The sequence below is a fragment of the Pannonibacter indicus genome, assembly GCF_001418225.1.
Taxonomy (GTDB): Bacteria; Pseudomonadota; Alphaproteobacteria; order Rhizobiales; family Stappiaceae; genus Pannonibacter; species Pannonibacter indicus.
Genome location: NZ_LIPT01000004.1, coordinates 1 through 20,437, shown reverse-complemented (window position 1 = coordinate 20,437; position 20,437 = coordinate 1). Strand labels below are relative to the sequence as shown.

18 protein-coding genes and 2 tRNA genes are annotated in these 20,437 nt (G+C 62.0%); 1 reads left to right on the top strand and 19 read right to left on the bottom strand.

The features are described 5' to 3' along the window. Positions 1-10: 10 nt before the first annotated feature. From nuoN to ASC48_RS08335, 18 genes are all read right to left on the bottom strand, one after another. Complete coding sequence (gene nuoN / locus ASC48_RS08420; RefSeq protein ID WP_055455332.1) at positions 11-1,453, bottom strand: NADH-quinone oxidoreductase subunit NuoN; 1,443 nt, start codon at positions 1,451-1,453, stop codon at positions 11-13. A 26-nt stretch (positions 1,454-1,479) separates the two neighbouring features. Further along, positions 1,480-3,015: an NADH-quinone oxidoreductase subunit M gene (locus ASC48_RS08415; protein WP_055455331.1), complete on the bottom strand. Its 1,536-nt coding sequence runs from the start codon at positions 3,013-3,015 to the stop codon at positions 1,480-1,482. Next, the gene (gene nuoL / locus ASC48_RS08410; RefSeq protein WP_055455499.1) at positions 3,015-5,042 is read right to left on the bottom strand and encodes an NADH-quinone oxidoreductase subunit L; all 2,028 of its coding nucleotides are present in this window, start codon (positions 5,040-5,042) and stop codon (positions 3,015-3,017) included. Before nuoL ends, ASC48_RS08415 begins: the two co-directional genes overlap by 1 nt. A gap of 10 nt (positions 5,043-5,052) precedes the next feature. Further along, the gene (gene nuoK / locus ASC48_RS08405; RefSeq protein WP_019964668.1) at positions 5,053-5,361 is read right to left on the bottom strand and encodes an NADH-quinone oxidoreductase subunit NuoK; all 309 of its coding nucleotides are present in this window, start codon (positions 5,359-5,361) and stop codon (positions 5,053-5,055) included. A 90-nt stretch (positions 5,362-5,451) separates the two neighbouring features. Then, positions 5,452-6,066 carry an NADH-quinone oxidoreductase subunit J gene (locus ASC48_RS08400; protein WP_055455330.1) on the bottom strand — a complete coding sequence of 205 codons (615 nt, stop codon included), beginning with the start codon at positions 6,064-6,066 and terminating at the stop codon, positions 5,452-5,454. A gap of 129 nt (positions 6,067-6,195) precedes the next feature. Then, positions 6,196-6,684 carry an NADH-quinone oxidoreductase subunit NuoI gene (gene nuoI, locus ASC48_RS08395; protein WP_019964670.1) on the bottom strand — a complete coding sequence of 163 codons (489 nt, stop codon included), beginning with the start codon at positions 6,682-6,684 and terminating at the stop codon, positions 6,196-6,198. Positions 6,685-6,712: 28 nt separating this feature from the next. Continuing rightward, positions 6,713-6,943: a hypothetical protein gene (locus tag ASC48_RS08390; protein WP_055455329.1), complete on the bottom strand. Its 231-nt coding sequence runs from the start codon at positions 6,941-6,943 to the stop codon at positions 6,713-6,715. A gap of 4 nt (positions 6,944-6,947) precedes the next feature. Continuing rightward, positions 6,948-7,997, bottom strand: a complete 1,050-nt coding sequence (gene nuoH / locus ASC48_RS08385) for an NADH-quinone oxidoreductase subunit NuoH (protein ID WP_055455328.1) — start codon at positions 7,995-7,997, stop codon at positions 6,948-6,950. Positions 7,998-8,013: 16 nt separating this feature from the next. Then, entirely contained in the window at positions 8,014-10,083 is a 2,070-nt protein-coding gene (gene nuoG, locus ASC48_RS08380; RefSeq protein ID WP_055455327.1) for an NADH-quinone oxidoreductase subunit NuoG, read from the bottom strand. 26 nt (positions 10,084-10,109) lie between these two features. After that, the gene (nuoF, locus tag ASC48_RS08375) at positions 10,110-11,411 is read right to left on the bottom strand and encodes an NADH-quinone oxidoreductase subunit NuoF (RefSeq protein ID WP_055455326.1); all 1,302 of its coding nucleotides are present in this window, start codon (positions 11,409-11,411) and stop codon (positions 10,110-10,112) included. A gap of 10 nt (positions 11,412-11,421) precedes the next feature. Further along, positions 11,422-12,228, bottom strand: a complete 807-nt coding sequence (gene nuoE / locus ASC48_RS08370; protein ID WP_055455325.1) for an NADH-quinone oxidoreductase subunit NuoE — start codon at positions 12,226-12,228, stop codon at positions 11,422-11,424. Further along, on the bottom strand, positions 12,203-13,240 hold the full coding sequence (locus ASC48_RS08365; RefSeq protein WP_208975618.1) for an FkbM family methyltransferase: 1,038 nt from the start codon (positions 13,238-13,240) through the stop codon (positions 12,203-12,205). The genes nuoE and ASC48_RS08365 overlap by 26 nt, the downstream gene beginning before the upstream one ends. A gap of 3 nt (positions 13,241-13,243) precedes the next feature. After that, positions 13,244-14,428 (bottom strand): NADH-quinone oxidoreductase subunit D, encoded by a 1,185-nt coding sequence (locus ASC48_RS08360; RefSeq protein ID WP_055455324.1) that lies wholly within the window; start codon positions 14,426-14,428, stop codon positions 13,244-13,246. An 11-nt stretch (positions 14,429-14,439) separates the two neighbouring features. Continuing rightward, positions 14,440-15,045 (bottom strand): NADH-quinone oxidoreductase subunit C, encoded by a 606-nt coding sequence (locus tag ASC48_RS08355; protein WP_055455323.1) that lies wholly within the window; start codon positions 15,043-15,045, stop codon positions 14,440-14,442. A 98-nt stretch (positions 15,046-15,143) separates the two neighbouring features. After that, positions 15,144-15,725 carry a NuoB/complex I 20 kDa subunit family protein gene (locus ASC48_RS08350; RefSeq protein WP_050473199.1) on the bottom strand — a complete coding sequence of 194 codons (582 nt, stop codon included), beginning with the start codon at positions 15,723-15,725 and terminating at the stop codon, positions 15,144-15,146. Then, complete coding sequence (locus tag ASC48_RS08345) at positions 15,716-16,081, bottom strand: NADH-quinone oxidoreductase subunit A (RefSeq protein ID WP_026355734.1); 366 nt, start codon at positions 16,079-16,081, stop codon at positions 15,716-15,718. Before ASC48_RS08345 ends, ASC48_RS08350 begins: the two co-directional genes overlap by 10 nt. A gap of 481 nt (positions 16,082-16,562) precedes the next feature. After that, positions 16,563-16,639: transfer RNA gene (locus ASC48_RS08340), tRNA-Asp, on the bottom strand. Positions 16,640-16,678: 39 nt separating this feature from the next. Then, positions 16,679-16,755, bottom strand: a tRNA-Asp gene (locus ASC48_RS08335). Positions 16,756-17,106: 351 nt separating this feature from the next. Between ASC48_RS08335 and ASC48_RS08330 the strand changes: the two genes are divergently transcribed. After that, positions 17,107-18,795 carry a methyl-accepting chemotaxis protein gene (locus ASC48_RS08330; RefSeq protein WP_055455322.1) on the top strand — a complete coding sequence of 563 codons (1,689 nt, stop codon included), beginning with the start codon at positions 17,107-17,109 and terminating at the stop codon, positions 18,793-18,795. Positions 18,796-18,901: 106 nt separating this feature from the next. Here the strand turns inward: ASC48_RS08330 and ASC48_RS08325 are convergent, their stop codons facing one another. Beyond that, entirely contained in the window at positions 18,902-20,209 is a 1,308-nt protein-coding gene (locus ASC48_RS08325) for a sensor domain-containing diguanylate cyclase (protein WP_055455321.1), read from the bottom strand. Positions 20,210-20,437 lie beyond the last annotated feature (228 nt).

The following is a 20,437-nucleotide window of genomic DNA, read 5'->3' as shown; positions in this document are numbered from 1 at the left end:
CTCATAAGGCTCAGAACAGGCTCTTGGCCGCCGCCGTGGCGATCGGAATGAAGCTCGACACACCGGCAAAGAAGAACAGCACACCGATGCTGGACAGGCCCAGCACGACCCGCAGTTCCACCGGCATCGGCTCGAACTTCTCGGCCGGCTCATCAAAGAACATCACCTTGATGACGCGCAGGTAGTAGTAGGCCCCCACCACCGAAGCGACGACACCGATGATCGCCAGCGGATAGAGCCCAGCCTCGACAGCGGCCGAGAACACGTACCACTTGGCAAAGAACCCGATGAAGGGCGGCAGACCGGCCAGCGACCACATGATGCAGGCGAGCAGGATCGCCATCGGCAGATTGGACTTCCACAGGCCGGACAACTCGCTGATCTCTTCCACCATGCCCGACTTGCGGCGCATGGAGAGGATGCAGGCGAAGGCGCCGAGGGTCATGACCAGATAGGCGGTCATGTAGACGATGACGCCCATCACACCCTGTTCTGTGCCGGAGGCAAGGCCGGCGAGCGCATAGCCCATGTGGCCGATGGAGGAATAGGCCATCAGGCGCTTGATGTTGGTCTGGCCGATGGCGGCAAAGGCACCCAGCACCATGGAGGCGATGGAGACGAAGACCACGATCTGCTGCCAGTCATGGGCAACCGGCTGGAACACGTCGATGACGACGCGCACCAGAAGGCCCATGGCCGCAACCTTGGGAGCGGCCGCAAAGAAGGCGGTGACCGGCGTCGGCGCGCCTTCATAGACGTCCGGCGTCCACATGTGGAACGGCACGGCCGAAATCTTGAAGGCAAGGCCAGCAAGCATGAAGACGAGGCCGAAGACGAGACCGATGGACGCACCCTCCTTCGTCAGCACCGCTGCAATTTCCGGGAAGCCGACATGGCCGGTGAAGCCATAGACCAGCGAGATACCGTAGAGCAGCATGCCCGAGGACAGGGCACCCAGCACGAAGTACTTGAGGCCGGCTTCCGTGGAGCGCACGGAGTCCCGGTTGATCGCAGCCACCACGTAGAGCGACAGGCTCTGCAGCTCGAGGCCAAGGTAAAGGGCGATCATGTCATTGGCCGAGAGCATCAGCATCATGCCGACGCTGGCCAGGAGGATCAGCACCGGATACTCGAACCGGTCGAAGGACTGGCTCTTGGCATAGGCCCAGGACATGGCGATGGCGAAGAACGAGCCGATCAGCACCAGCTGCTTCATGTAGAAGGCAAAACCGTCCAGAATGAAGGCGCCGTGGAAGGTCGTCCCGAGCTGGGCGCCGTAGGGCAGCACGAAGAGCGCTGCCGCCGCGACGAGGCCCATGGCCATGCCATTGACGAGGAAGCTGATTTTCTTGCCGCCAAAGGCGCCAATCATCAGCAGCACGAGGCCACCCGCAGAGAGGAAGATCTCCGGCAGTACGGGCAGAAGGTCGGGCAATTGAGTGGTTTCAGACATTGCGCGCGTCTTTCGTCCAGTCGGGATCAGTGGCTGGCATGGGCGGCAGCGGGAACATGTGCCTGCTGCGCCGGGCCAGCCGCCTCGATGGCTGCATTGTAATTGGTGATCAGGGCTTCCACCGACGCCGCCGTCACATCCAGAACCGGCGACGGATAGAAGCCGAAGAAGATGATCAGAACGACGAGCGGCACCAGAAGCACCTTCTCGCGGAGGTCGAGATCGAGGATCGACTTCAGGCTCTCCTTGTCCAGCGCGCCGAAGACAACGCGGCGGTAGAGGTAGAGCGCATAAGCCGCCGAGAGGATCACGCCGGTGGCTGCGAAGAAGGCAACCCAGGTGTTGGCCTCGAAGGCACCCATCAGCGTCAGGATTTCACCGACGAAACCGCTGGTGCCCGGCAGGCCGACATTGGCCATGGTCAGGATCAGGAAGATCACCGCATAGACCGGCATCCGGTTGACAAGGCCGCCATAGGCCGAAATCTCGCGGGTGTGCATCCGGTCATAGATCACGCCGACGCAGAGGAAGAGCGCGCCGGAGACGATACCATGTGACAGCATCTGGAAGATGGCACCCTGCACGCCCTGCATGTTCATCGCGAACACGCCCATGGTGACATAACCCATGTGTGCAACGGACGAATAGGCAATCAGCTTCTTGATGTCTTCCTGAGCCAGCGCCACCAGCGAAGTGTAGATGATGGCGACGACAGACAGGGTGAACACCAGCGGGGCAAACATTTCGCTCGCCAGCGGGAACATCGGCAGCGAGAAGCGCAGGAAGCCGTAGCCGCCCATCTTCAGCAGCACGCCGGCCAGGATCACGGAACCGGCGGTCGGCGCTTCCACGTGGGCGTCCGGCAGCCAGGTATGCACAGGCCACATCGGCATCTTCACAGCGAAACTGGCGAAGAAGGCGAGCCATAGCCATGTCTGTGCATTCTCCGCGAAGGGATGGCGCATCAGGGCTGCGATGTCTGTGGTGCCGGCCGTCCAGTACATGGACATGATGGCCACCAGCATCAGCACGGAGCCGAGCAGCGTGTAGAGGAAGAACTTGTAGCTGGCATAGACGCGGCGCTTGCCGCCCCACACGCCGATGATGAGGAACATCGGCAGCAGGCTCGCCTCGAAGAAGACGTAGAAGAGCACCAGATCCAGCGCGCAGAACACGCCGATCATCATCGTTTCCAGAATGAGGAACGCGATCATGTACTCCTTCACGCGCTTCTGCACACTCTCCCATGAAGCAAGGATGCAGAAGGGCATGAGGAACGTCGTCAGGATGACGAAGAGCATCGAAATGCCATCGACGCCCATCCGGTAGCCGATGTTGCCGCCGAGCCATTCCTTGCTTTCGACAAACTGGAAGCCCGGGTTGGCGTAGTCGAAGGCGCCCCAGATGAACAGCGACAGGATGAAGGTGAAAATGGTGGTGACCAGCGCAACCATGCGGATGTTGCGCTTTGCTCCGTCATCATCTCCCGGCACCAGGAGAATGGCCAGCACACCTGCCAGCGGCAGGAATGTGGTCAGTGTCAGGATCGGCCAATCGATCATCAGTGCGCTCCCCCGCCGGTCAAAACGCCGGTGAACATCGACCAGGTGACGAGCGCCGCCACACCGATCAGCATCGCAAAAGCATAGTGGTAGAGATATCCGGTCTGCAGGCGCACGACCCAGGACGTGACATTCTGGACACGGGCGGCAACACCATCGGGACCGTAGCCATCGATGACCTTGCCATCACCCTTCTTCCAGAGCTGGCGGCCGGTCCACATGGCCGGACGCACGAAGATGATGTTGTAGAGCTCGTCGAAGTACCACTTGTTCAGCAGGAACTTGTAGAGGCCCTCATGCTCGGCAGCCAGGCGCTTGGGCGTCTCGGGCGAGCGGATGTAGAAGTACCAGGCGGTCGCGAGGCCAAGCACCATCATGACGAAGGGCGAGACCTTGACCCACTTCGGCACCTCATGAATGGCATGCAGGATGTGGTTCTCGGCGCCGGTGAACAGCGCACCCTTCCAGAAGGCATCGTAGCCCTCGCCGGCAAACTGGCTGTAGAACACCATACCGGCCAGAACAGCACCGATGGACAGGATGAAGAGCGGAGCCAGCATCACCATCGGGGATTCATGCACGTGCTTCATCACATCCACCGGAGCCCGCGGCTTGCCGTGGAAAGTCATGAAGGTCAGGCGCCAGGAGTAGAAAGAGGTCAGGCCAGCGGCCACCACCGTCATCCAGAAGCCGTAGAGCGCGAAGGCATTGGCATGCTCACCCGACGAAGCGGCATAAGCAGCTTCGATCACCAGATCCTTGGACAGGAAGCCGGCCAGACCAATGTGCGTGAGCGGAATGCCGACCCCCGTGAGGGCGAGCGTGCCGATGAACATGGTCCAGTAGGTGAACGGGATGTGCTTGCGCAGGCCGCCCATCTTGCGCATGTCCTGCTCGTCCGACACCGCATGGATGACCGAACCGGCACAGAGGAACAGCAGCGCCTTGAAGAAGGCATGCGTGAACAGATGGAACACGGCGATCGAATAGGCACCGACGCCGAGCGCCACAAACATGTAGCCGAGCTGCGAGCAGGTCGAATAGGCGATCACGCGCTTGATGTCGTTCTGCACGAGGCCGACCGTTGCCGCGAAGAAGGCAGTCGTGGCACCGAAGAAAGTGACAACCGTCAGCGCCGTATGGGACAGCTCGAACAGGGGCGACAGGCGGGCGACCATGAAGACACCCGCGGTCACCATCGTGGCGGCGTGAATGAGGGCCGACACCGGGGTCGGGCCTTCCATCGCGTCCGGCAGCCAGGTATGCAGCAGGAACTGCGCCGACTTGCCCATGGCCCCCATGAACAGCAGCAGGCAGACAACCGTCATCGCCGTATGGGCATCGAGCGGATGGCCGAGGAAGTTAAGCACGGCCGCGCCGTGGTCAGCGCCCTCTGCCCCGTGGCCACCAACGACGGCCTGAGCGTTGGCGAAGATCTCCGGCAGGTTGATGGTGCCGAACATCATGAAGACGCCGAAGATGCCGAGGGCAAAGCCGAAGTCACCAACGCGGTTGACGACGAAGGCCTTCATGGCCGCCGCATTGGCCGAAGGCTTCTTGTACCAGAAACCGATGAGCAGGTACGAGGCCACGCCCACGCCTTCCCAGCCGAAGAACATCTGCAGCAGGTTGTTCGACGTCACCAGCGACAGCATGGCGAAGGTGAAGAGCGACAGATAGGCAAAGAAGCGCGAGCGGTGCGGGTCGTGGTGCATGTAGCCAATGGAATAGACATGCACGAGAGCCGACACCGTGTTCACCACCACCAGCATCACCACGGTGAGCGTGTCGATGCGCAGCGACCAGGCGACATTGAGCGCGCCGGAAGAGATCCAGCGCAGGACCTCGACCTCGACAAGCGCCGTTTCGCCGTAGCCGATGGTGAAGAAGGCAATCCAGGACAGCACGGCCGAGACGATCACCAGACCGCTGGTGATGTACTCGCTGGCCGTATGCCCGATCACACGCCCGAAGAGACCGGCAATCAGGAAGCCAATCAGGGGCAGGAAGACGATCGCTGAATACAACATCCGTCCGTTACCCCTTCATCGCATTGATGTCTTCCACGGCAATGGAGCCGCGGTTGCGGTGGAACACGACCAGAATGGCGAGGCCGATGGCAGCCTCAGCGGCTGCCACGGTCAGAACCAGCATGGTGAAAATCTGGCCCATGAGATCGCCCAGGTGTGTGGAGAAGGCGACAAAGTTGATGTTGACGGCGAGGAGCAGCAGCTCCACCGACATCAGGATGACAATCACGTTTTTCCTGTTCAGAAAGATCCCGAAGATCCCGATCGTGAACAGGATGGCCGCGACCGACAGATAGTGCGACAGACCGATTTCCATGGGCGCCTCGCAGTGCTCCCTCGTTTACCCCGATCCGGGCAGAAGAGCATCAGATGCCCCTGCCCGGGTTTAAAACTGCGGTTTCCCGCGTCAAATACCCTTGCCCGGCTCGACCTTGCGGATCTCGATGGCCGACGCCTTGTTGCGCGCAACCTGCGCCGGAACGCTCTGGCGCTTGATGCCCTCACGGTGGCGGAGTGTCAGGACGATGGCCCCGATCATCGCCACCAGCAGCACAAGCCCGGCAACCTGGAAGAAGAAGATGTACTTGGTGTAGAGTACCTGGCCGATGGCCTCGATGTTGGACACCTGATCAAGCGGCGGGATCGGCTGTGAGCCATGGCCCAGCAGGTCCGGCGCGATCACCCAGGCGCCAACGCCCATCAGCAGCTCGACCAGCAGGATGAGCCCGACCAGCGCGCCGACCGGCATGTACTGCAGGAAGCCCTGCCGCAGCTCGACGAAATCGACGTCCAGCATCATCACCACGAAGAGGAAGAGCACCGCCACCGCGCCGACATAGACGACGATCAGCAGCATGGCGAGATACTCGGCCCCCAGAAGGATGAACAGACCAGCCGAATTGACGAAGGCCAGAATGAGGAACAGCACCGAGTGCACCGGATTGCGCGACGAGATGACCATAAAGGCAGATGCCACGGTCACTCCGGCAAACAGATAGAAGAAGAGGGCTTTCAGGATCATGTCAGGACCTGCCTGTCTCGGGCTCTTGCCTTTGGCTCATTCTTGCGTCCCCCGCCGGCCGGCTGGTTCCGCGCATCCCCTGCCCGTCTGATACGGCGGTCAGGGGTCTTGTTTCTTGTGCCTGCCGCCTCAGCGGTAGGGCGCATCCATTGCGATGTTGCGGGCAATCTCCCGCTCCCACCGGTCGCCGTTCGCGAGCAGCTTTTCCTTGGAGTAGTAGAGCTCTTCGCGCGTCTCGGTGGCGAACTCGAAGTTCGGGCCCTCGACGATGGCATCCACCGGGCAGGCCTCCTGGCAGAAGCCGCAGTAGATGCACTTGACCATGTCAATGTCATAACGGGTGGTGCGGCGTGTGCCATCGTTGCGGCGCGGGCCGGCTTCGATTGTGATTGCCTGCGCCGGGCAGATGGCTTCGCACAGCTTGCAGGCGATGCAGCGCTCTTCCCCGTTGGGATAGCGCCGCAGGGCATGCTCGCCACGGAAACGCGGGCTCACTGGCCCCTTCTCGAAGGGGTAGTTCACAGTCGGCTTCGGCTTGAAGAAATAGCGCATCGCGAGAAAGAACGCCGATACGAACTCCTTCAAGAACAGCGACTTTATGGCCTGATCAAGTCCCATCGCCAGAGCCTCTTTGCCTTCCTGCCGCTCAGCCCACGAGCTGAAACGCGGCCAGATACCCGATCACCGGAAAGAGGGTGACCGGAAGAATGAAAACCAGTTTGCGCAGGACTGGCTCGAACCGTACGGCCCATCCGCCGCCCTTGCGCTTGTTCTTTTCGACCACCGCCGACAGCAGCCCGTTCAGGATGCCGTAGTCGAGCCAGCCGATGTACAACCCGATGGCTGCGCCAATCAACCCGGCGACGGAAATATCCATGGCCTTACGGGGCCCAGCCCATCACCTGCAGAACGCCGGCGACAGCCACAACCATGATCAGCGACAGCGGCAGGAAGACCTTCCAGCCCAGACGCATCAGCTGGTCGTAGCGGTAGCGCGGGACCATTGCCTTCACCATGGCGAACATGAAGAAGACAAGCAGCGACTTCAGCAGGAACCAGACGAAGCCCGGCACCCAGGTGAAGGGAGCCGCATCCACCGGCGGCAGCCAGCCGCCCATGAACAGGATGGTCATCATCGCGCACATCAGCGCAATCGACACATACTCGCCGAGCATGAACATCATGTACGGGGTGGAGCCATATTCCACCATGAAACCGGCCACGAGTTCCGACTCTGCTTCCGCCAGATCGAAGGGCGGGCGGTTCGTCTCGGCCAGGGCCGAAATGAAGAACACCACGAACATCGGCAGCAGCGGCAGCCAGTACCAGTTCAGGATCGACAGCCAGGGCAGACCAACGGCCGTCGCCAGACCCGTCTTCTGGGAATTGACGATCTCCGTCAGGTTCAGCGAACCGGCGCAGAGCAGGACGGTGACGATGACGAGGCCGATGGAGACTTCATAGGACACCATCTGCGCGGCAGAGCGCAGGGCCGACAGGAAGGGATACTTCGAGTTGGAGGCCCAGCCGCCGATGATGATGCCGTAGACGCCGAGCGAGGAGATGGCGAAGATATAGAGAATGCCCACGTTGATGTCGGCAATCACCCAGCCATCGGCCACCGGTACCACGGCCCAGGCGCTGAGCGCCAGAAGCACGGTGAGGAGCGGCGCCAGCAGGAACAGGCCCTTGTTGGAGCCCGCCGGAATGACCGGCTCCTTCAGCACGAACTTCAGAAGGTCGGCAAAGGACTGCAGCAGCCCCCAGGGGCCAACCACGTTCGGGCCCCGGCGGATCTGCACGGCAGCCCAGATCTTGCGGTCGGCATAGAGGATGTAGGCGATGATCACGAGGAGCACCACCATCAGCAGCACGCTCTGGAACGCCATCCAGAGGAACGGCCAGCCGTAGGTCGTCATAAACTCCGACATCGTTGTCCCCTGCCCCTTATTCCGCTGCCGCCGCCAGGCGCGACTTGGCCAGTGCGGAACATTCCGCCATGACCTTCGACGCGCGGGCGATCGGGTTCGTCAGATAGAAGTCGCTGATCACGTTGGTGAAGGCGACGGAGTTGGTCTTGCCGCCAAGACCGGCCAGAGCCTCCACGTCAGCCGGATTGCCGGCTGCGATGGTGCCGATGGCCGCCATGTGCGGGAACGCCTCGAAGAGCTTGGCGCGCAGCTGCGCCAGGCTGTCGAACGGCAGAGCCTTGCCGAGAACCGCAGACAGGGCACGCAGGATGGCCCAGTCTTCACGCGCTTCACCCGGGGGGAAGCCGGCACGGTCGCCCAGCTGGACGCGGCCTTCAAGGTTCACGTAAAGGCCGGACTTCTCGGTATAGGCAGCCCCCGGCAGGATGACGTCGGCGCGGTGCGCGCCCTTGTCCCCATGTGTGCCCTGATAGACCACAAAGGCACCGGCCGGGATCTCGATCTCGTCGACGCCCAGCAGGAACAGCACGTCGAGGCTGTTTTCAGCCAGGATCTGGCCGGTGGACAGTCCGCCCTCACCCGGCACGAAGCCGATGTCGAGCGCGCCAACCTGGGCTGCTTCCGTGTGCAGGACGCTGAAGCCGTTCCAGTCTTCCCGGACCGCGCCGCGCGACTGGGCGAGCTTGGCCGCCAGCGACAGGACCGCAGCCCCGTCCGGACGGTTGATCGCGCCCTGACCCACGATGATGAGCGGCTTCTTCGCACCGGCGAGGAAAGACGCATCGTCGATGAGCGAAGCCAGCGTGTCGGGGCCAGCGCCCTTGTAGGTGGCCGGATAGGTGAGATCGGCGTTCTGGCCGATCACGGAAATCTCGACCTTGCCCTTGACCCAGCGCTTGCGCAGACGGGCGTTGAGCACCGGAGCTTCGAGGCGCGGGTTAGTGCCGATCAGAACGATGGCATCGGCCTCGTCGATCCCGGCAACCGTGGCGTTGAACAGATAGCTGGCGCGGCCATGCTTGGGATGCAGCGGCGAGCCGGGGAAACGGCTGTCGATGTTCTTCACACCGAGGCTGTCCATCAGGCTCTTCAGCGCAAACATCTCTTCCACGCTGGACAGCTGGCCGGCGAGCGCGCCAATCTTGTCAGAGGTGGTGGCCTTCACCTTGTCCGCGATGATCTGGAAGGCTTCGCCCCAGCTCACCGGAACCAGCTTGCCATCCTTGCGGGCGTAGGGCCGGTCGAGGCGCTGGGTCTTCAGCCCGTCCCAGATGTAGCGGGACTTGTCCGAGATCCACTCCTCGTTCACCTCTTCATTGAGGCGCGGCATGATGCGCATCACTTCGCGGCCACGGGTGTCGACGCGGATGGCAGAGCCGAGCGCGTCCATGACGTCGACGCTTTCCGTCTTCACCAGTTCCCAGGGACGGGCATTGAATTCGTAAGGCTTGTGCGTCAGCGCACCCACCGGGCAGAGGTCGGCCACGTTGCCCTGCATTTCGGAGGACAGCGCGGCTTCCAGATAGGTGGTGATCTCCGCATCCTCGCCGCGGCCGATCAGGCCCATGTCGGCAACGCCGCAGACTTCCGTGGTGAAACGGACGCAGCGCGTGCAGTGGATGCAGCGGGTCATGATGGTCTTGACCAGCGGGCCGAGATGCTTGTTCTCGACAGCACGCTTGTTTTCGGCAAAGCGCGAACTGTCCACACCATAGGCCATGGCCTGGTCCTGAAGGTCGCACTCGCCGCCCTGGTCACAGATCGGGCAGTCCAGCGGGTGGTTGATGAGCAGGAACTCCATCACCCCTTCGCGGGCCTTCTTGACCATCGGGCTCTTGGTCAGCACCACCGGCGGTTCGCCGTTCGGGCCGGGCCTGAGGTCCCGCACGCCCATGGCGCAGGAGGCGGTCGGCTTCGGGGGCCCGCCCTTCACTTCCACAAGGCACATGCGGCAGTTGCCGGCAATCGAAAGCCGGTCGTGGTAGCAGAAACGCGGCACTTCCGCGCCTGCTTCCTCGCAGGCCTGCAGCAGCGTGTAATCTGCCGGAACGTCAACTTCCTTGCCGTCGATGATCAGCTTTGTCATCGCCTGTCTCCGAATTCCGTTCCCGGTTACTCTGCCGCGGCCAAGGCCTTGGGAGCCCTGGTCTTGGCCACGTAGTCGTCAATGCGGGCCTCGATCACAGGCCGGAAGTTCTTGATCAGGCCCTGGATCGGCCAGGCTGCCGCATCGCCAAGGGCGCAGATCGTGTGACCTTCCACCTGCTTGGTGACGTTGAACAGCATGTCGATTTCCTCGCGCGAGGACTGGCCCTTGACCATGCGCTCCATGACGCGCCACATCCAGCCGGTGCCTTCACGGCACGGCGTGCACTGGCCGCAGCTCTCGTGCTTGTAGAAATAGCTCAGGCGCGCAATCGCCTTGATGATGTCGGTGGACTTGTCCATGACGATCACCGCCGCCGTGCCGAGGCCGGAGCCGAGGCCGCGCAGTGTGTCGAAGTCCATCGCCGTGTCCTTGATCTGCTCGCCGGTGAGGCAGGGAACGGACGAGCCGCCCGGGATCACCGCCAGCAGATTGTCCCAGCCACCGCGAATGCCGCCGCAGTGCTTCTCGATGAGTTCGCTGAACGGAATGCCCAGCTCCTCCTCGACCGTGCAGGGACGGTTGACGTGGCCGGACACGCAGAACAGCTTCGTGCCTGCATTGTTCGGCTTGCCGAGACCGGAGAACCAGGAGGCGCCCCGGCGCAGGATCGTCGGGGAAACGGCGATCGATTCCACGTTGTTCACCGTGGTCGGGCAACCATAGAGGCCGACGTTCGCCGGGAACGGCGGTTTCAGGCGCGGCTGGCCCTTCTTGCCCTCTAGGCTTTCGAGCAGCGCAGTCTCTTCACCGCAGATATAGGCACCTGCGCCGTGATGGACGTAGATGTCGAAGTCGTAGCCGTTCTTGTTATTCTTGCCGATCAGCCCGGCGTCATAGGCCTGGTCGATGGCAGCCTGCAGGCGCTCGCGCTCACGGATGAACTCGCCGCGCACATAGATGTAGGCGGCAATGGCGCCCATGGCGAAACCGGCGATCAGGCAGCCCTCGACCAGCGTGTGCGGGTCGTGGCGCAGGATCTCGCGGTCCTTGCAGGTGCCCGGCTCGGATTCGTCCGCATTGACCACCAGATAGGACGGGCGGCCGTCGCTGGCCTTGGGCATAAAGGACCACTTGAGACCGGTCGGAAAGCCAGCGCCTCCGCGCCCGCGCAGCCCCGAACTCTTCATCTCCTCGATGATCCAGTCGCGGCCCTTTTCGATCAGCCCCTTGGTGTTGTCCCAATGGCCACGCTTGCGGGCGCCCTCAAGGCCCCAGTCGTGCAAGCCGTAGATATTGGTGAAGATCCGATCCTGATCCTTCAGCATCTTGCCTCTCTCACCCCTCGTTCTTGGCTGCGGCTTCAGCAGCCTTGCGGGCGGCCACTTCGGCCCTCACACGCGCAACTGACACTTCAGCCGAATCCGGTACGCCGTTGAAATCCTTGCCACCACCGTTGATCGACGGACCGGCGAAGGCGTGCGAAGCCTTCTCTGCGCCATCCACCACATGCGGCACGGGAAGAACGCCCTGCGTGTCGTCGGCAATGTCCGTCAGCGACGTCGGGCCGCCTTCCGGAGCTCCGAAACGGCGGTTGATCTGCGGACCGGGTGTCACTTCGCGGCCGGCGGAAATGTCGTCGATGAGCTTTTCAAGGCTCTCCGGCGTCAGGTCCTCGTAGGTGTCCTTGAAGATCTGGACCATGGGCGCGTTCACGCAGGCACCAAGGCATTCGACCTCTTCCCAGGAGAAATTGCCGTCAGCCGAAAGTTCATGCGCATGAGCGGCGATCTTCGACTTGCACACGCGGATCAGGTCTTCCGCGCCGCGCAGCTGGCAGGGCGTGGTGCCGCACACCTGGATATGCGCCTTCTTGCCCACCGGCTGCAGCTGGAACATGGTGTAGAACGTCGCCACCTCCAGCACGCGGATGTGCGGCATGCCCAGCATTTCCGCGATGTAGCGGATTGCCGGCTCACTCACCCAGCCTTCGTTCTGTTCCTGTGCGCGCCACAAAAGCGGGATCACGGCCGAGGCCTGACGGCCAGCCGGGTAACGGTCGATCACCTTCTTCGCCCAAGCGAGATTTTCCGCCGTGAAAGCAAAGCTTTCAGGTTGTTCAGCGGCAAGTCTGCGAACCGCCATGGTCCTTTTCCCCGTTCCGTGCCCTGTGGGCCGCTGCCACTCCGGTCCTGCCCTGCCCCCACCCTCTTGCGAGGGATTCGAGACGGTCGAGCCAGAAGCGGCTGCGTGTGGCGAAGAAGTCGTAACCTCTGCGCCGGTTGGTCTTGATACGGTCCAGCTCACCGAGCGGGCCGAGTTCAAAAAAGTCGTGTCCGGCATGGCCGAACAACCGCATTCCGCAATCCTCGCGCAAGTAGCGCGAAACGGCATGGCTGCGGTCGCTGCCATGCTCCTCGTAGATCACGAGCACATCGCGCATCAGAAGCGCCACACCACCGCGCAGCGCTTCGATCTCGATGCCCTCCACATCCAGCTTCAGGACCAGCGGCCCCTCCTGCGGAATGTGTCCATCGTCCACGAGGCGGTCCAGCGTGACCGAAAGAACCTCGCCCTTCGGCTCCACGCCGGCCTGAGGCACAACGGATCGCGCCTCATGCTTGGCCCCGTAGAAACGGAGCACATCGTCATCCCGTCCGGCCACCGCCCGGTTGAGGCAGGTGACCCTGCCGCCGTTCGCCGCCACATTCGCCTCAAGCAGCGCGAAACTGGCAGGATCCAGCTCGATTGCGGCCGCCTTGTGCCGGCCAAACCGCTCGCTGGTCACCTTCAGCGACCAGTATCCGTAATTTGCACCGCAATCGATGAAGGCATACTCACAATCCTTCACCGCCAGCAGCAGCGCCTCCACCTCTTCCTCGTAGGTATCGCGAGGATCCAGCAGAAGCCCCCAATAGCCGTCGCCATAGGGAAAGCAGAACGTCATGTCCTGCGTGAACCTGACAGCCACCTTGCGGCGGCTTGGCAGCAGGCAGCGGATCAGCCGCGCCGCATGCGAGAACCCCAGATCGTCCAGCGGCCGCAGCGCCTTGGCTGCCATCCGCGTCAGAACCAGTCCCGCGTGCTCCACCGGCGTCGCATTCGAGATCGCGCCGCTGGCCTTGTCCACGCAGATCGGGGCTCCTGTCAGATCCATTCCCTAGCGGTCGACCTCCCCGAACACGATATCGAGCGAGCCAAGCACTGCGGAAATGTCGGCCAGCTGATGCCCGCGGCAGAGGAAATCCATCGCCTGGAGATGGCTGTAACCCGGCGCCTTGATCTTGCAGCGGTATGGCTTGTTGGTGCCATCCGCCACGAGGTAGACGCCGAACTCACCCTTCGGCGCTTCCACGGCGGCGTAAACTTCGCCGGCCGGCACGTGGTAGCCTTCCGTATAGAGCTTGAAGTGGTGGATGAGCGCTTCCATCGACCGCTTCATCTCGCCCCGCTTCGGCGGCACGATCTTGCCGTCGGTGGACGAGACCGGACCGGTCTCCTTGGTCAGGCGTTCAAGGCACTGCTTCATGATGCGGATCGACTGGCGCATCTCTTCCATGCGGATGAGATAGCGGTCATAGCAGTCGCCGTTCTTGCCGATCGGGATGTCGAAGTCGAGGTCGCCGTAGCACTCATAGGGCTGCGACTTGCGCAGATCCCAAGCTGCGCCCGAGCCGCGCACCATGACGCCCGAGAAGCCCCAGGCCCAGGCCTCTTCCAGCTTCACAACGCCGATATCGACGTTACGCTGCTTGAAGATGCGGTTGTCGGTGAGAAGGCCCTCGATATCGTCCAGCGTCTGCAGGAACGGATCACAGAAGTCCCAGATATCATCCAGCAGCTGGCGCGGCAGATCCTGATGGATGCCGCCCGGCCGGACGAAGGCAGCGTGCATGCGCGCTCCGCAGGCCCGCTCATAGAACACCATCAGCTCTTCACGCGGCTCGAAGCCCCAGAGCGGCGGCGTCAGTGCGCCAACGTCCATGGCCTGCGTCGTCACGTTGAGAAGATGCGACAGGATGCGGCCGATTTCCGAGTAGAGCACACGGATCAGCTGCCCGCGCATCGGCACGGTGATGCCGAGCAGACGCTCCACCGCCAGAGCAAAGGCATGCTCCTGGTTCATCGGCGCCACGTAGTCGAGGCGGTCGAAATAGGGAACTGCCTGCAGATAGGTCTTCTGCTCGATCAGCTTCTCGGTGCCGCGGTGCAGCAGACCGATGTGCGGATCAACGCGTGTCACCACTTCGCCGTCCAGTTCCAGCACAAGGCGCAGCACGCCGTGCGCCGCCGGATGCTGCGGACCGAAGTTGATGTTGAAATTGCGAACCTGAGCCTCAGCCATGCCGCCCGCCCTTAATTCGTCGTTGCCTTCTCATCGCCGGGAAGCACGTAGTCCGTGCCTTCCCAGGGCGAGAGAAAGTCGAAGTTGCGGAATTCCTGTGTCAGCCGGACCGGCTCATAGACGACGCGCTTCTTGTCGTCGTCATAGCGCACTTCCACGTAACCGGTTACGGGGAAGTCCTTGCGCAGCGGGTGGCCGTCGAAGCCGTAGTCCGTCAGGATACGGCGCAGATCCGGGTGGCCGGAGAAAAGAATGCCATACATGTCGTAGGCTTCGCGCTCGAACCACTCGGCACCGGGGAAAACGGGCGTCAGTGACGGAACCGGCGTGTCCTCGCCGGTCGCCACCTTCACGCGGATGCGCTGATTCTGCACCGGCGACAGGAAGTGGTAGACGACATCGAAGCGCTTGTCGCGGAAGGGATAATCCACACCGCAAATGTCCGTCAGATTGACGAACTTGCAGCTCGCATCATCGCGCAGGAAACGCACCACATCGATGATATCCTGGGCCGGAACGGTCAGCGTCAGCTCGCCATAGGCAACCTGCCACGACAACAACCGGTCCTTCAGCGCCAGCCCGATATGCTCGCCGAGTTCCTTCAGCGTCTCATCCATCGTTTTGTTCCCGACCCTTCCGGACCTGACGGCGCGGATCCCTCAACCCGCACCTTGCATTCTACACGGTGCTGCCCGGGCCTTGCGCCCGGACGGCCTTAGCGTTCGATCGTGCCTGTGCGGCGGATCTTCTTCTGCAGCATCAGCACGCCATAAAGCAGCGCCTCTGCCGTCGGCGGGCAGCCCGGGACATAAATGTCAACCGGCACGATGCGGTCGCAACCGCGCACCACCGAATAGGAATAGTGATAATAGCCGCCGCCATTGGCGCAGGAGCCCATGGAGATGACGTAGCGCGGCTCCGGCATCTGGTCGTAGACCTTGCGAAGCGCGGGCGCCATCTTGTTGGTCAGCGTGCCGGCGACGATCATCACGTCTGACTGGCGCGGGCTGGCGCGCGGCGCAAAGCCGAAGCGCTCCGCATCATAGCGCGGCATCGACATCTGCATCATTTCCACGGCGCAGCAGGCCAGACCGAAGGTCATCCACATCAGCGAGCCGGTGCGGGCCCACTGGATGAGGCTCTCGGTCGAGGTGACCAGAAAGCCCTTGTCGGCCAGTTCGTCATTGACCTGCATGAAGAAGGCATCGGAAGCCCCGGCGGGCTTGCCCGTGGCCGGATCGATCACACCCTTCGGAGCGGGTGCAACCAGCGTGCCCGAAGATGTGGTCAGTCCCATTCCAGAGCCCCCTTCTTCCATTCATAGATAAAGCCGATGGTCAGCACGCCGAGGAAGGTCATCATCGACCAGAAGCCGAGCCAGCCCAGATCCCCGAACACAACGGCCCAAGGGAAGAGGAAAGCCACTTCCAGATCAAAGATGATGAACAGGATCGACACCAGATAGAAGCGCACATCAAACTTCATGCGCGCATCGTCAAAGGCGTTGAAGCCGCACTCGTAGGCCGACAGTTTTTCAGGGTCCGGCTTGGAATAGGCCAGCAAAAACGGCGACACCAGCAGCGCCAGGCCAATGACCAGCGCAATACCGATGAAGACGGCAATCGGGAGATAATCCCGCAACAGATCTTCCATGTCTTTCGCGTCCTTGCACTTGGCGGGCCGGATCGGGAGGAGATCCGGTGGTTCCGGCACGCGCCCCACTCATAGGAGTACGACTCGAGCCTGTCAAACGCCCCGATCTTACCAACATGCGAGCGCACGCTTAGCTCACGCGCATGGGCAAAGCAAGAGCCGAAAGCAGACAGCGCAATCGCCTGCAGGAGCCAGCTGCCGCCGCCATCACCGGAAAACCATGCCCTCCGCTACGGCAGAAGAGCATTACGCATATCCTCTTGCAGACAAGCTAGAGCGCAAACTGCATTGGGAAAGCCCCTGCGAGCCCCCCCGAAACGCCCCAATCAACCATCTAGACCAGCCCCCAGCGCCGCGGCCAACCGCCGCAGCCCCCCCCCCCTGTCCGCCCTGCCCGCCGGACGGCCATTTCATAAACGTGGAAAGTTTTTACCAGGCATGAAAAAAGCCCCGCAAAGGGGGCTTCATCAAGTTCCGTAAGTGGCGCGAGTGACGGGGCTCGAACCCGCGACCTCCGGCGTGACAGGCCGGCACTCTAACCAACTGAGCTACACCCGCACACTTTACGAAACGGTTGCCAAACCCTTTGAAAGGGAATGGCGCGAGTGACGGGGCTCGAACCCGCGACCTCCGGCGTGACAGGCCGGCACTCTAACCAACTGAGCTACACCCGCTTCGTTTCCCCCGCAGCAACCTTCCGGCGCCGCGAAGTGGTGCCGATGTACGGCGGCCCCGGACGGAAGTCAAGCACCCCTGAACCGGCGAATGACCTGTTTTTCAAAAAAGGCAGAAAACCGCCATCCCGCACCGGCGGATCGGCTGCAGCTCTGTGGATAAATTCTCACCGCGCGCAAAAAACCGCAGACTTATCCAGAAAACCACCAGTCACCACACATCCGGAGTTTTGCGTTCGCAGACGGATGCAATCAGAGAAATACATAAAGCTAACGCAGCGTTTTCTGTATTATTAAGCGATAGAATGCATAGTTCAGATGGGTCGGACTACGTATCTGAGAAACTTTAAAATGAAATTCGGAACACCGACGACTGTCAGCGGCAAACTCTATGCCCTCGCCGGATTGTTCAGTCTGTGTTTCGCGGCTGCCTTTGCGTACCAGCTCTATGCACTTGGTGAAAACCTGAACGCCTTCAAGCGTACGGAAATCAAGAGTGTTGTTGAGGCGGCGCAGAATGTGGCTCTCACCTATCAGGCCCGCGCGGCCAAGGGCGAGATGAGCGAATCCGACGCACAGCTTGCCGCCCGCAACGCCCTGCGCGGCATGCGCTATAATTCCGGCAAGGATTATGTCTTCGTCTATGACGCTGCCGGCACCAGCCTCGTGCATCCGGCCAAGCCTGACAATGAAGGCAAGAATCTGATCAACTCCACCGATGGAGATGGCAAGCAGCACATCCGAGAGTTCGTGACGGAGGCGAAGGCGAAGGGCAGTGCCTATGTCGCCTATTCCTGGAAGGATCCGAACAACGTGGTGCTGCCGAAGGTGAGCTATGTCTCCTATTTCGAGCCTTGGGACTGGGTGCTGGGCTCCGGTGTGCTTCTGGAAGACATCAACGCGGCCTACTGGCGCACAGCCATCAGCAGCGCCGGCCTCATGGCTGTGCTGGTTCTGGCCTGTGTGACGCTCGCCGTTCTCGTCGCCCGCTCCATCGCCCGCCCGCTGCGCAGCCTGTCGCTGCGCATGCTGGAAATCGCTGACGGCAACTTCGGCTCACAGATTGAAGGCACTGGCCGCGAGGATGAAATCGGAGACATGATCCGGTCCGTCAACGTGTTCCGCGACAATGGCCTTACCCGGCAGCAGCTGGAAAGCCAGAGCGAAGCCGGCCGTCTTCGCGAGCATCAGCGCCAGGAGGCGATTGCCCGCCTGATCGAGAATTTCCAGGTCGAGTCGCAGCAGGCACTCAGTGTCGTCGCCGAAAACACCGGCCGCCTCAATGAGGCAGCTGTTGCCCTGAAGCAGATCGCAACACGCACGGAAGAAACCTCCGGCAGCGCAGCGGCCGCCTCCGAACAGGCCACCGCCAATGTGCAGACCGTCGCCTCGGCCGCAGAGGAGCTCTCCGCCTCCATCGGCGAGATCAACCGTCAGGTCAGCCAGAGCAGCATCATCGTCGGCAAAGCAACCTCCAGCGCCGCCCAGTCGAACCAGAAGGTCGCCAGCCTTGACGCTGCCGCTCAGAAGATCGGCGAGGTCGTAAGCCTTATCCAGGCGATTGCCGAACAGACCAACCTGCTCGCCCTCAACGCAACGATCGAAGCCGCCCGCGCCGGTGAGGCCGGCAAGGGCTTTGCTGTCGTCGCTGCGGAAGTGAAGGAACTGGCCAACCAGACCTCCAAGGCAACGGAAGAAATCTCCTCGCAGATCTCCGCCATCCAGGCCTCGACACGTGAAACGGTTGCCGTGATCGAAGAGATCACCAACATCATGGAAGAGGTGAATGGCTACACCGGCGCCATTGCCGGAGCCGTGGACGAGCAGGGCAAGGCGACGCGGGAAATCTCCGCCAACGTTCAGGAAGCCGCTCAGGGAACCCGTATGGCCACGGAAAACATGCATCACGTCGCCGACGGAGCAACCCGCACCGCACAGACAGCGGAAGACGTGCTGCAGAACTCCGGTCAGACCGCCAAGAGCACCGAGGACCTGCGCAACCGCATCGAGACCTTCCTGCGCGCTGTCGCAGCCGCTTGACATCAGACCCGGTGGGCTGGCCCCTCCCCTGCATTGTCAGAAACCGGCGGATCACTCCGCCGGTTTTTTGCTGGGCAGATGTCTGCTGCAGTCCCTGGCCGGACCGTCAGATGTCCGCTCCCGCCTCAAGAGGGAACATGGCGAACTGATTCTTGCCGTTTTTCTTGGCCGCATACATGGCGCAATCAGCCGCGTGCAGAAGCAGATCGCTTTCGCATCCGTCGGACGGATAGTGCGCAATGCCGATGGATGCGCTGACGCAAACGGCCTCCTTCCCGATATCGATCGGACGGGCGATATCCGTCAGCAGATGCTGGGCCAGCGCTCTCACCGCATCAACTCCGGAGTTGGCGTCAACAATCAGCGCGAATTCATCGCCGCCAAGACGAAAGCTGCCTGCGCTGGCACACAGGCTGATGCGGCGGCTCACTTCCTTGAGAACATCGTCCCCGGCGCGGTGGCCATAGGTGTCATTGACGGCCTTGAAGCCATCAAGATCAATGATCAGCAGAAAGAACTCAGCCGCCTCCCCCTTGGGCTCCGTCCAGCCAGACAGTTCTGCATTGAAAAGATAGCGGTTGCCCAGGCTGGTGATCTGGTCGAAATGGGCTGCGCGCCACAGGTCAAGCTGACTGTTATAGGCGTCCGTGATGTCCTGCAGAACACCCTGAATCACCGGCTCGCCGAGCTGGTTGACGCTGCCATGGCCTGCAATCTTGAAACGGCGGACCAGACCTGACGGATGGCTGAACTCCACTTCATGGGACACGGGCGCCAGGCTCGGCAGATCCGGCTGCGCCAGCATATCCTTGATCATCCTGCGGACGGCGGGCGCAAACGGCCGCAGAGCCGTTTCAAGATCGATTTCCGTGCCGCTGCTGATTCCGTAAAGCTCGTAGGTCCGGCCGGACCAGAGCATCCGTCCCGTCCGGAGCTCGTAGGTCCATGCCCCGATGCCTGATAGAGCCTCAAGCTGGGCAAGCCAGGCGGCGCGCCGCTCGGCATCGCTCTTGAGGCTGAGCAGTTGCTCTTCAAAGGAGCGCCGCTCCGGCGCCGGAAAAACGGCAACATCGTAGAGCCGCGGCGAGACCCTGGTCCGGACCGTCATGTTGACCAGAACAGGCGTGGACGAAGACGCAGCCTGCAGGCTGAGCGCGACTTCAAAACAGGCGCCTTCTATGTGCAGCAGCGGCGCCAGAACACTTTCGAAATAGATCTGGCTTGGCCTGCTCAGGAAGCTGCTGAGGCGCTTGCCCTCTGCTGCAGATTCATCAATTCCGGAAAGGCGGCAGAACAGCCTGTTGGCATGGGTGACGCGGAAGGAGGCATCGGTGACCGCCAGCGCGCAAGGGACATCATACCATGCGTCAAGAAGCCCGGAGACGTCAGCTGAGGGGGATGGGGAGCCCGGCATAGCACCTGATCTGTTCAATGACTTCGGCAGGATGGCTCACATGCGGACAATGGCCCGTAACCTTGAGCTCGACGAACTGCGCATTGGGCATCTGCGTGGCCACATAGCGGCCGGCAGTCTGCGGCGCGATGACATTGATCGGCCCCCACGGACGGGTCCAATTTGATTGTTAGTGCAATGATGGTCGTGGCGCCAGCGCGGGCGGCATTGCTGGTTGGGGTTGCAGGG

Excerpts from the sequence above, each read along its gene's own strand:
- nuoN (WP_055455332.1), bottom strand. The coding sequence starts at position 1,453 with ATGTCTGAAACCACTCAATTGCCCGACCTTCTGCCCGTACTGCCGGAG.
- ASC48_RS08415 (WP_055455331.1), bottom strand. The coding sequence starts at position 3,015 with ATGATCGATTGGCCGATCCTGACACTGACCACATTCCTGCCGCTGGCA.
- nuoK (WP_019964668.1), bottom strand. The coding sequence starts at position 5,361 with ATGGAAATCGGTCTGTCGCACTATCTGTCGGTCGCGGCCATCCTGTTC.
- ASC48_RS08400 (WP_055455330.1), bottom strand. The coding sequence starts at position 6,066 with ATGATCCTGAAAGCCCTCTTCTTCTATCTGTTTGCCGGAGTGACCGTG.
- nuoI (WP_019964670.1), bottom strand. The coding sequence starts at position 6,684 with ATGGGACTTGATCAGGCCATAAAGTCGCTGTTCTTGAAGGAGTTCGTA.
- ASC48_RS08390 (WP_055455329.1), bottom strand. The coding sequence starts at position 6,943 with ATGGATATTTCCGTCGCCGGGTTGATTGGCGCAGCCATCGGGTTGTAC.
- nuoH (WP_055455328.1), bottom strand. The coding sequence starts at position 7,997 with ATGTCGGAGTTTATGACGACCTACGGCTGGCCGTTCCTCTGGATGGCG.
- nuoG (WP_055455327.1), bottom strand. The coding sequence starts at position 10,083 with ATGACAAAGCTGATCATCGACGGCAAGGAAGTTGACGTTCCGGCAGAT.
- nuoF (WP_055455326.1), bottom strand. The coding sequence starts at position 11,411 with ATGCTGAAGGATCAGGATCGGATCTTCACCAATATCTACGGCTTGCAC.
- nuoE (WP_055455325.1), bottom strand. The coding sequence starts at position 12,228 with ATGGCGGTTCGCAGACTTGCCGCTGAACAACCTGAAAGCTTTGCTTTC.
- ASC48_RS08365 (WP_208975618.1), bottom strand. The coding sequence starts at position 13,240 with ATGGATCTGACAGGAGCCCCGATCTGCGTGGACAAGGCCAGCGGCGCG.
- ASC48_RS08360 (WP_055455324.1), bottom strand. The coding sequence starts at position 14,428 with ATGGCTGAGGCTCAGGTTCGCAATTTCAACATCAACTTCGGTCCGCAG.
- ASC48_RS08355 (WP_055455323.1), bottom strand. The coding sequence starts at position 15,045 with ATGGATGAGACGCTGAAGGAACTCGGCGAGCATATCGGGCTGGCGCTG.
- ASC48_RS08350 (WP_050473199.1), bottom strand. The coding sequence starts at position 15,725 with ATGGGACTGACCACATCTTCGGGCACGCTGGTTGCACCCGCTCCGAAG.
- ASC48_RS08345 (WP_026355734.1), bottom strand. The coding sequence starts at position 16,081 with ATGGAAGATCTGTTGCGGGATTATCTCCCGATTGCCGTCTTCATCGGT.
- ASC48_RS08330 (WP_055455322.1), top strand. The coding sequence starts at position 17,107 with ATGAAATTCGGAACACCGACGACTGTCAGCGGCAAACTCTATGCCCTC.
- ASC48_RS08325 (WP_055455321.1), bottom strand. The coding sequence starts at position 20,209 with ATGCCGGGCTCCCCATCCCCCTCAGCTGACGTCTCCGGGCTTCTTGAC.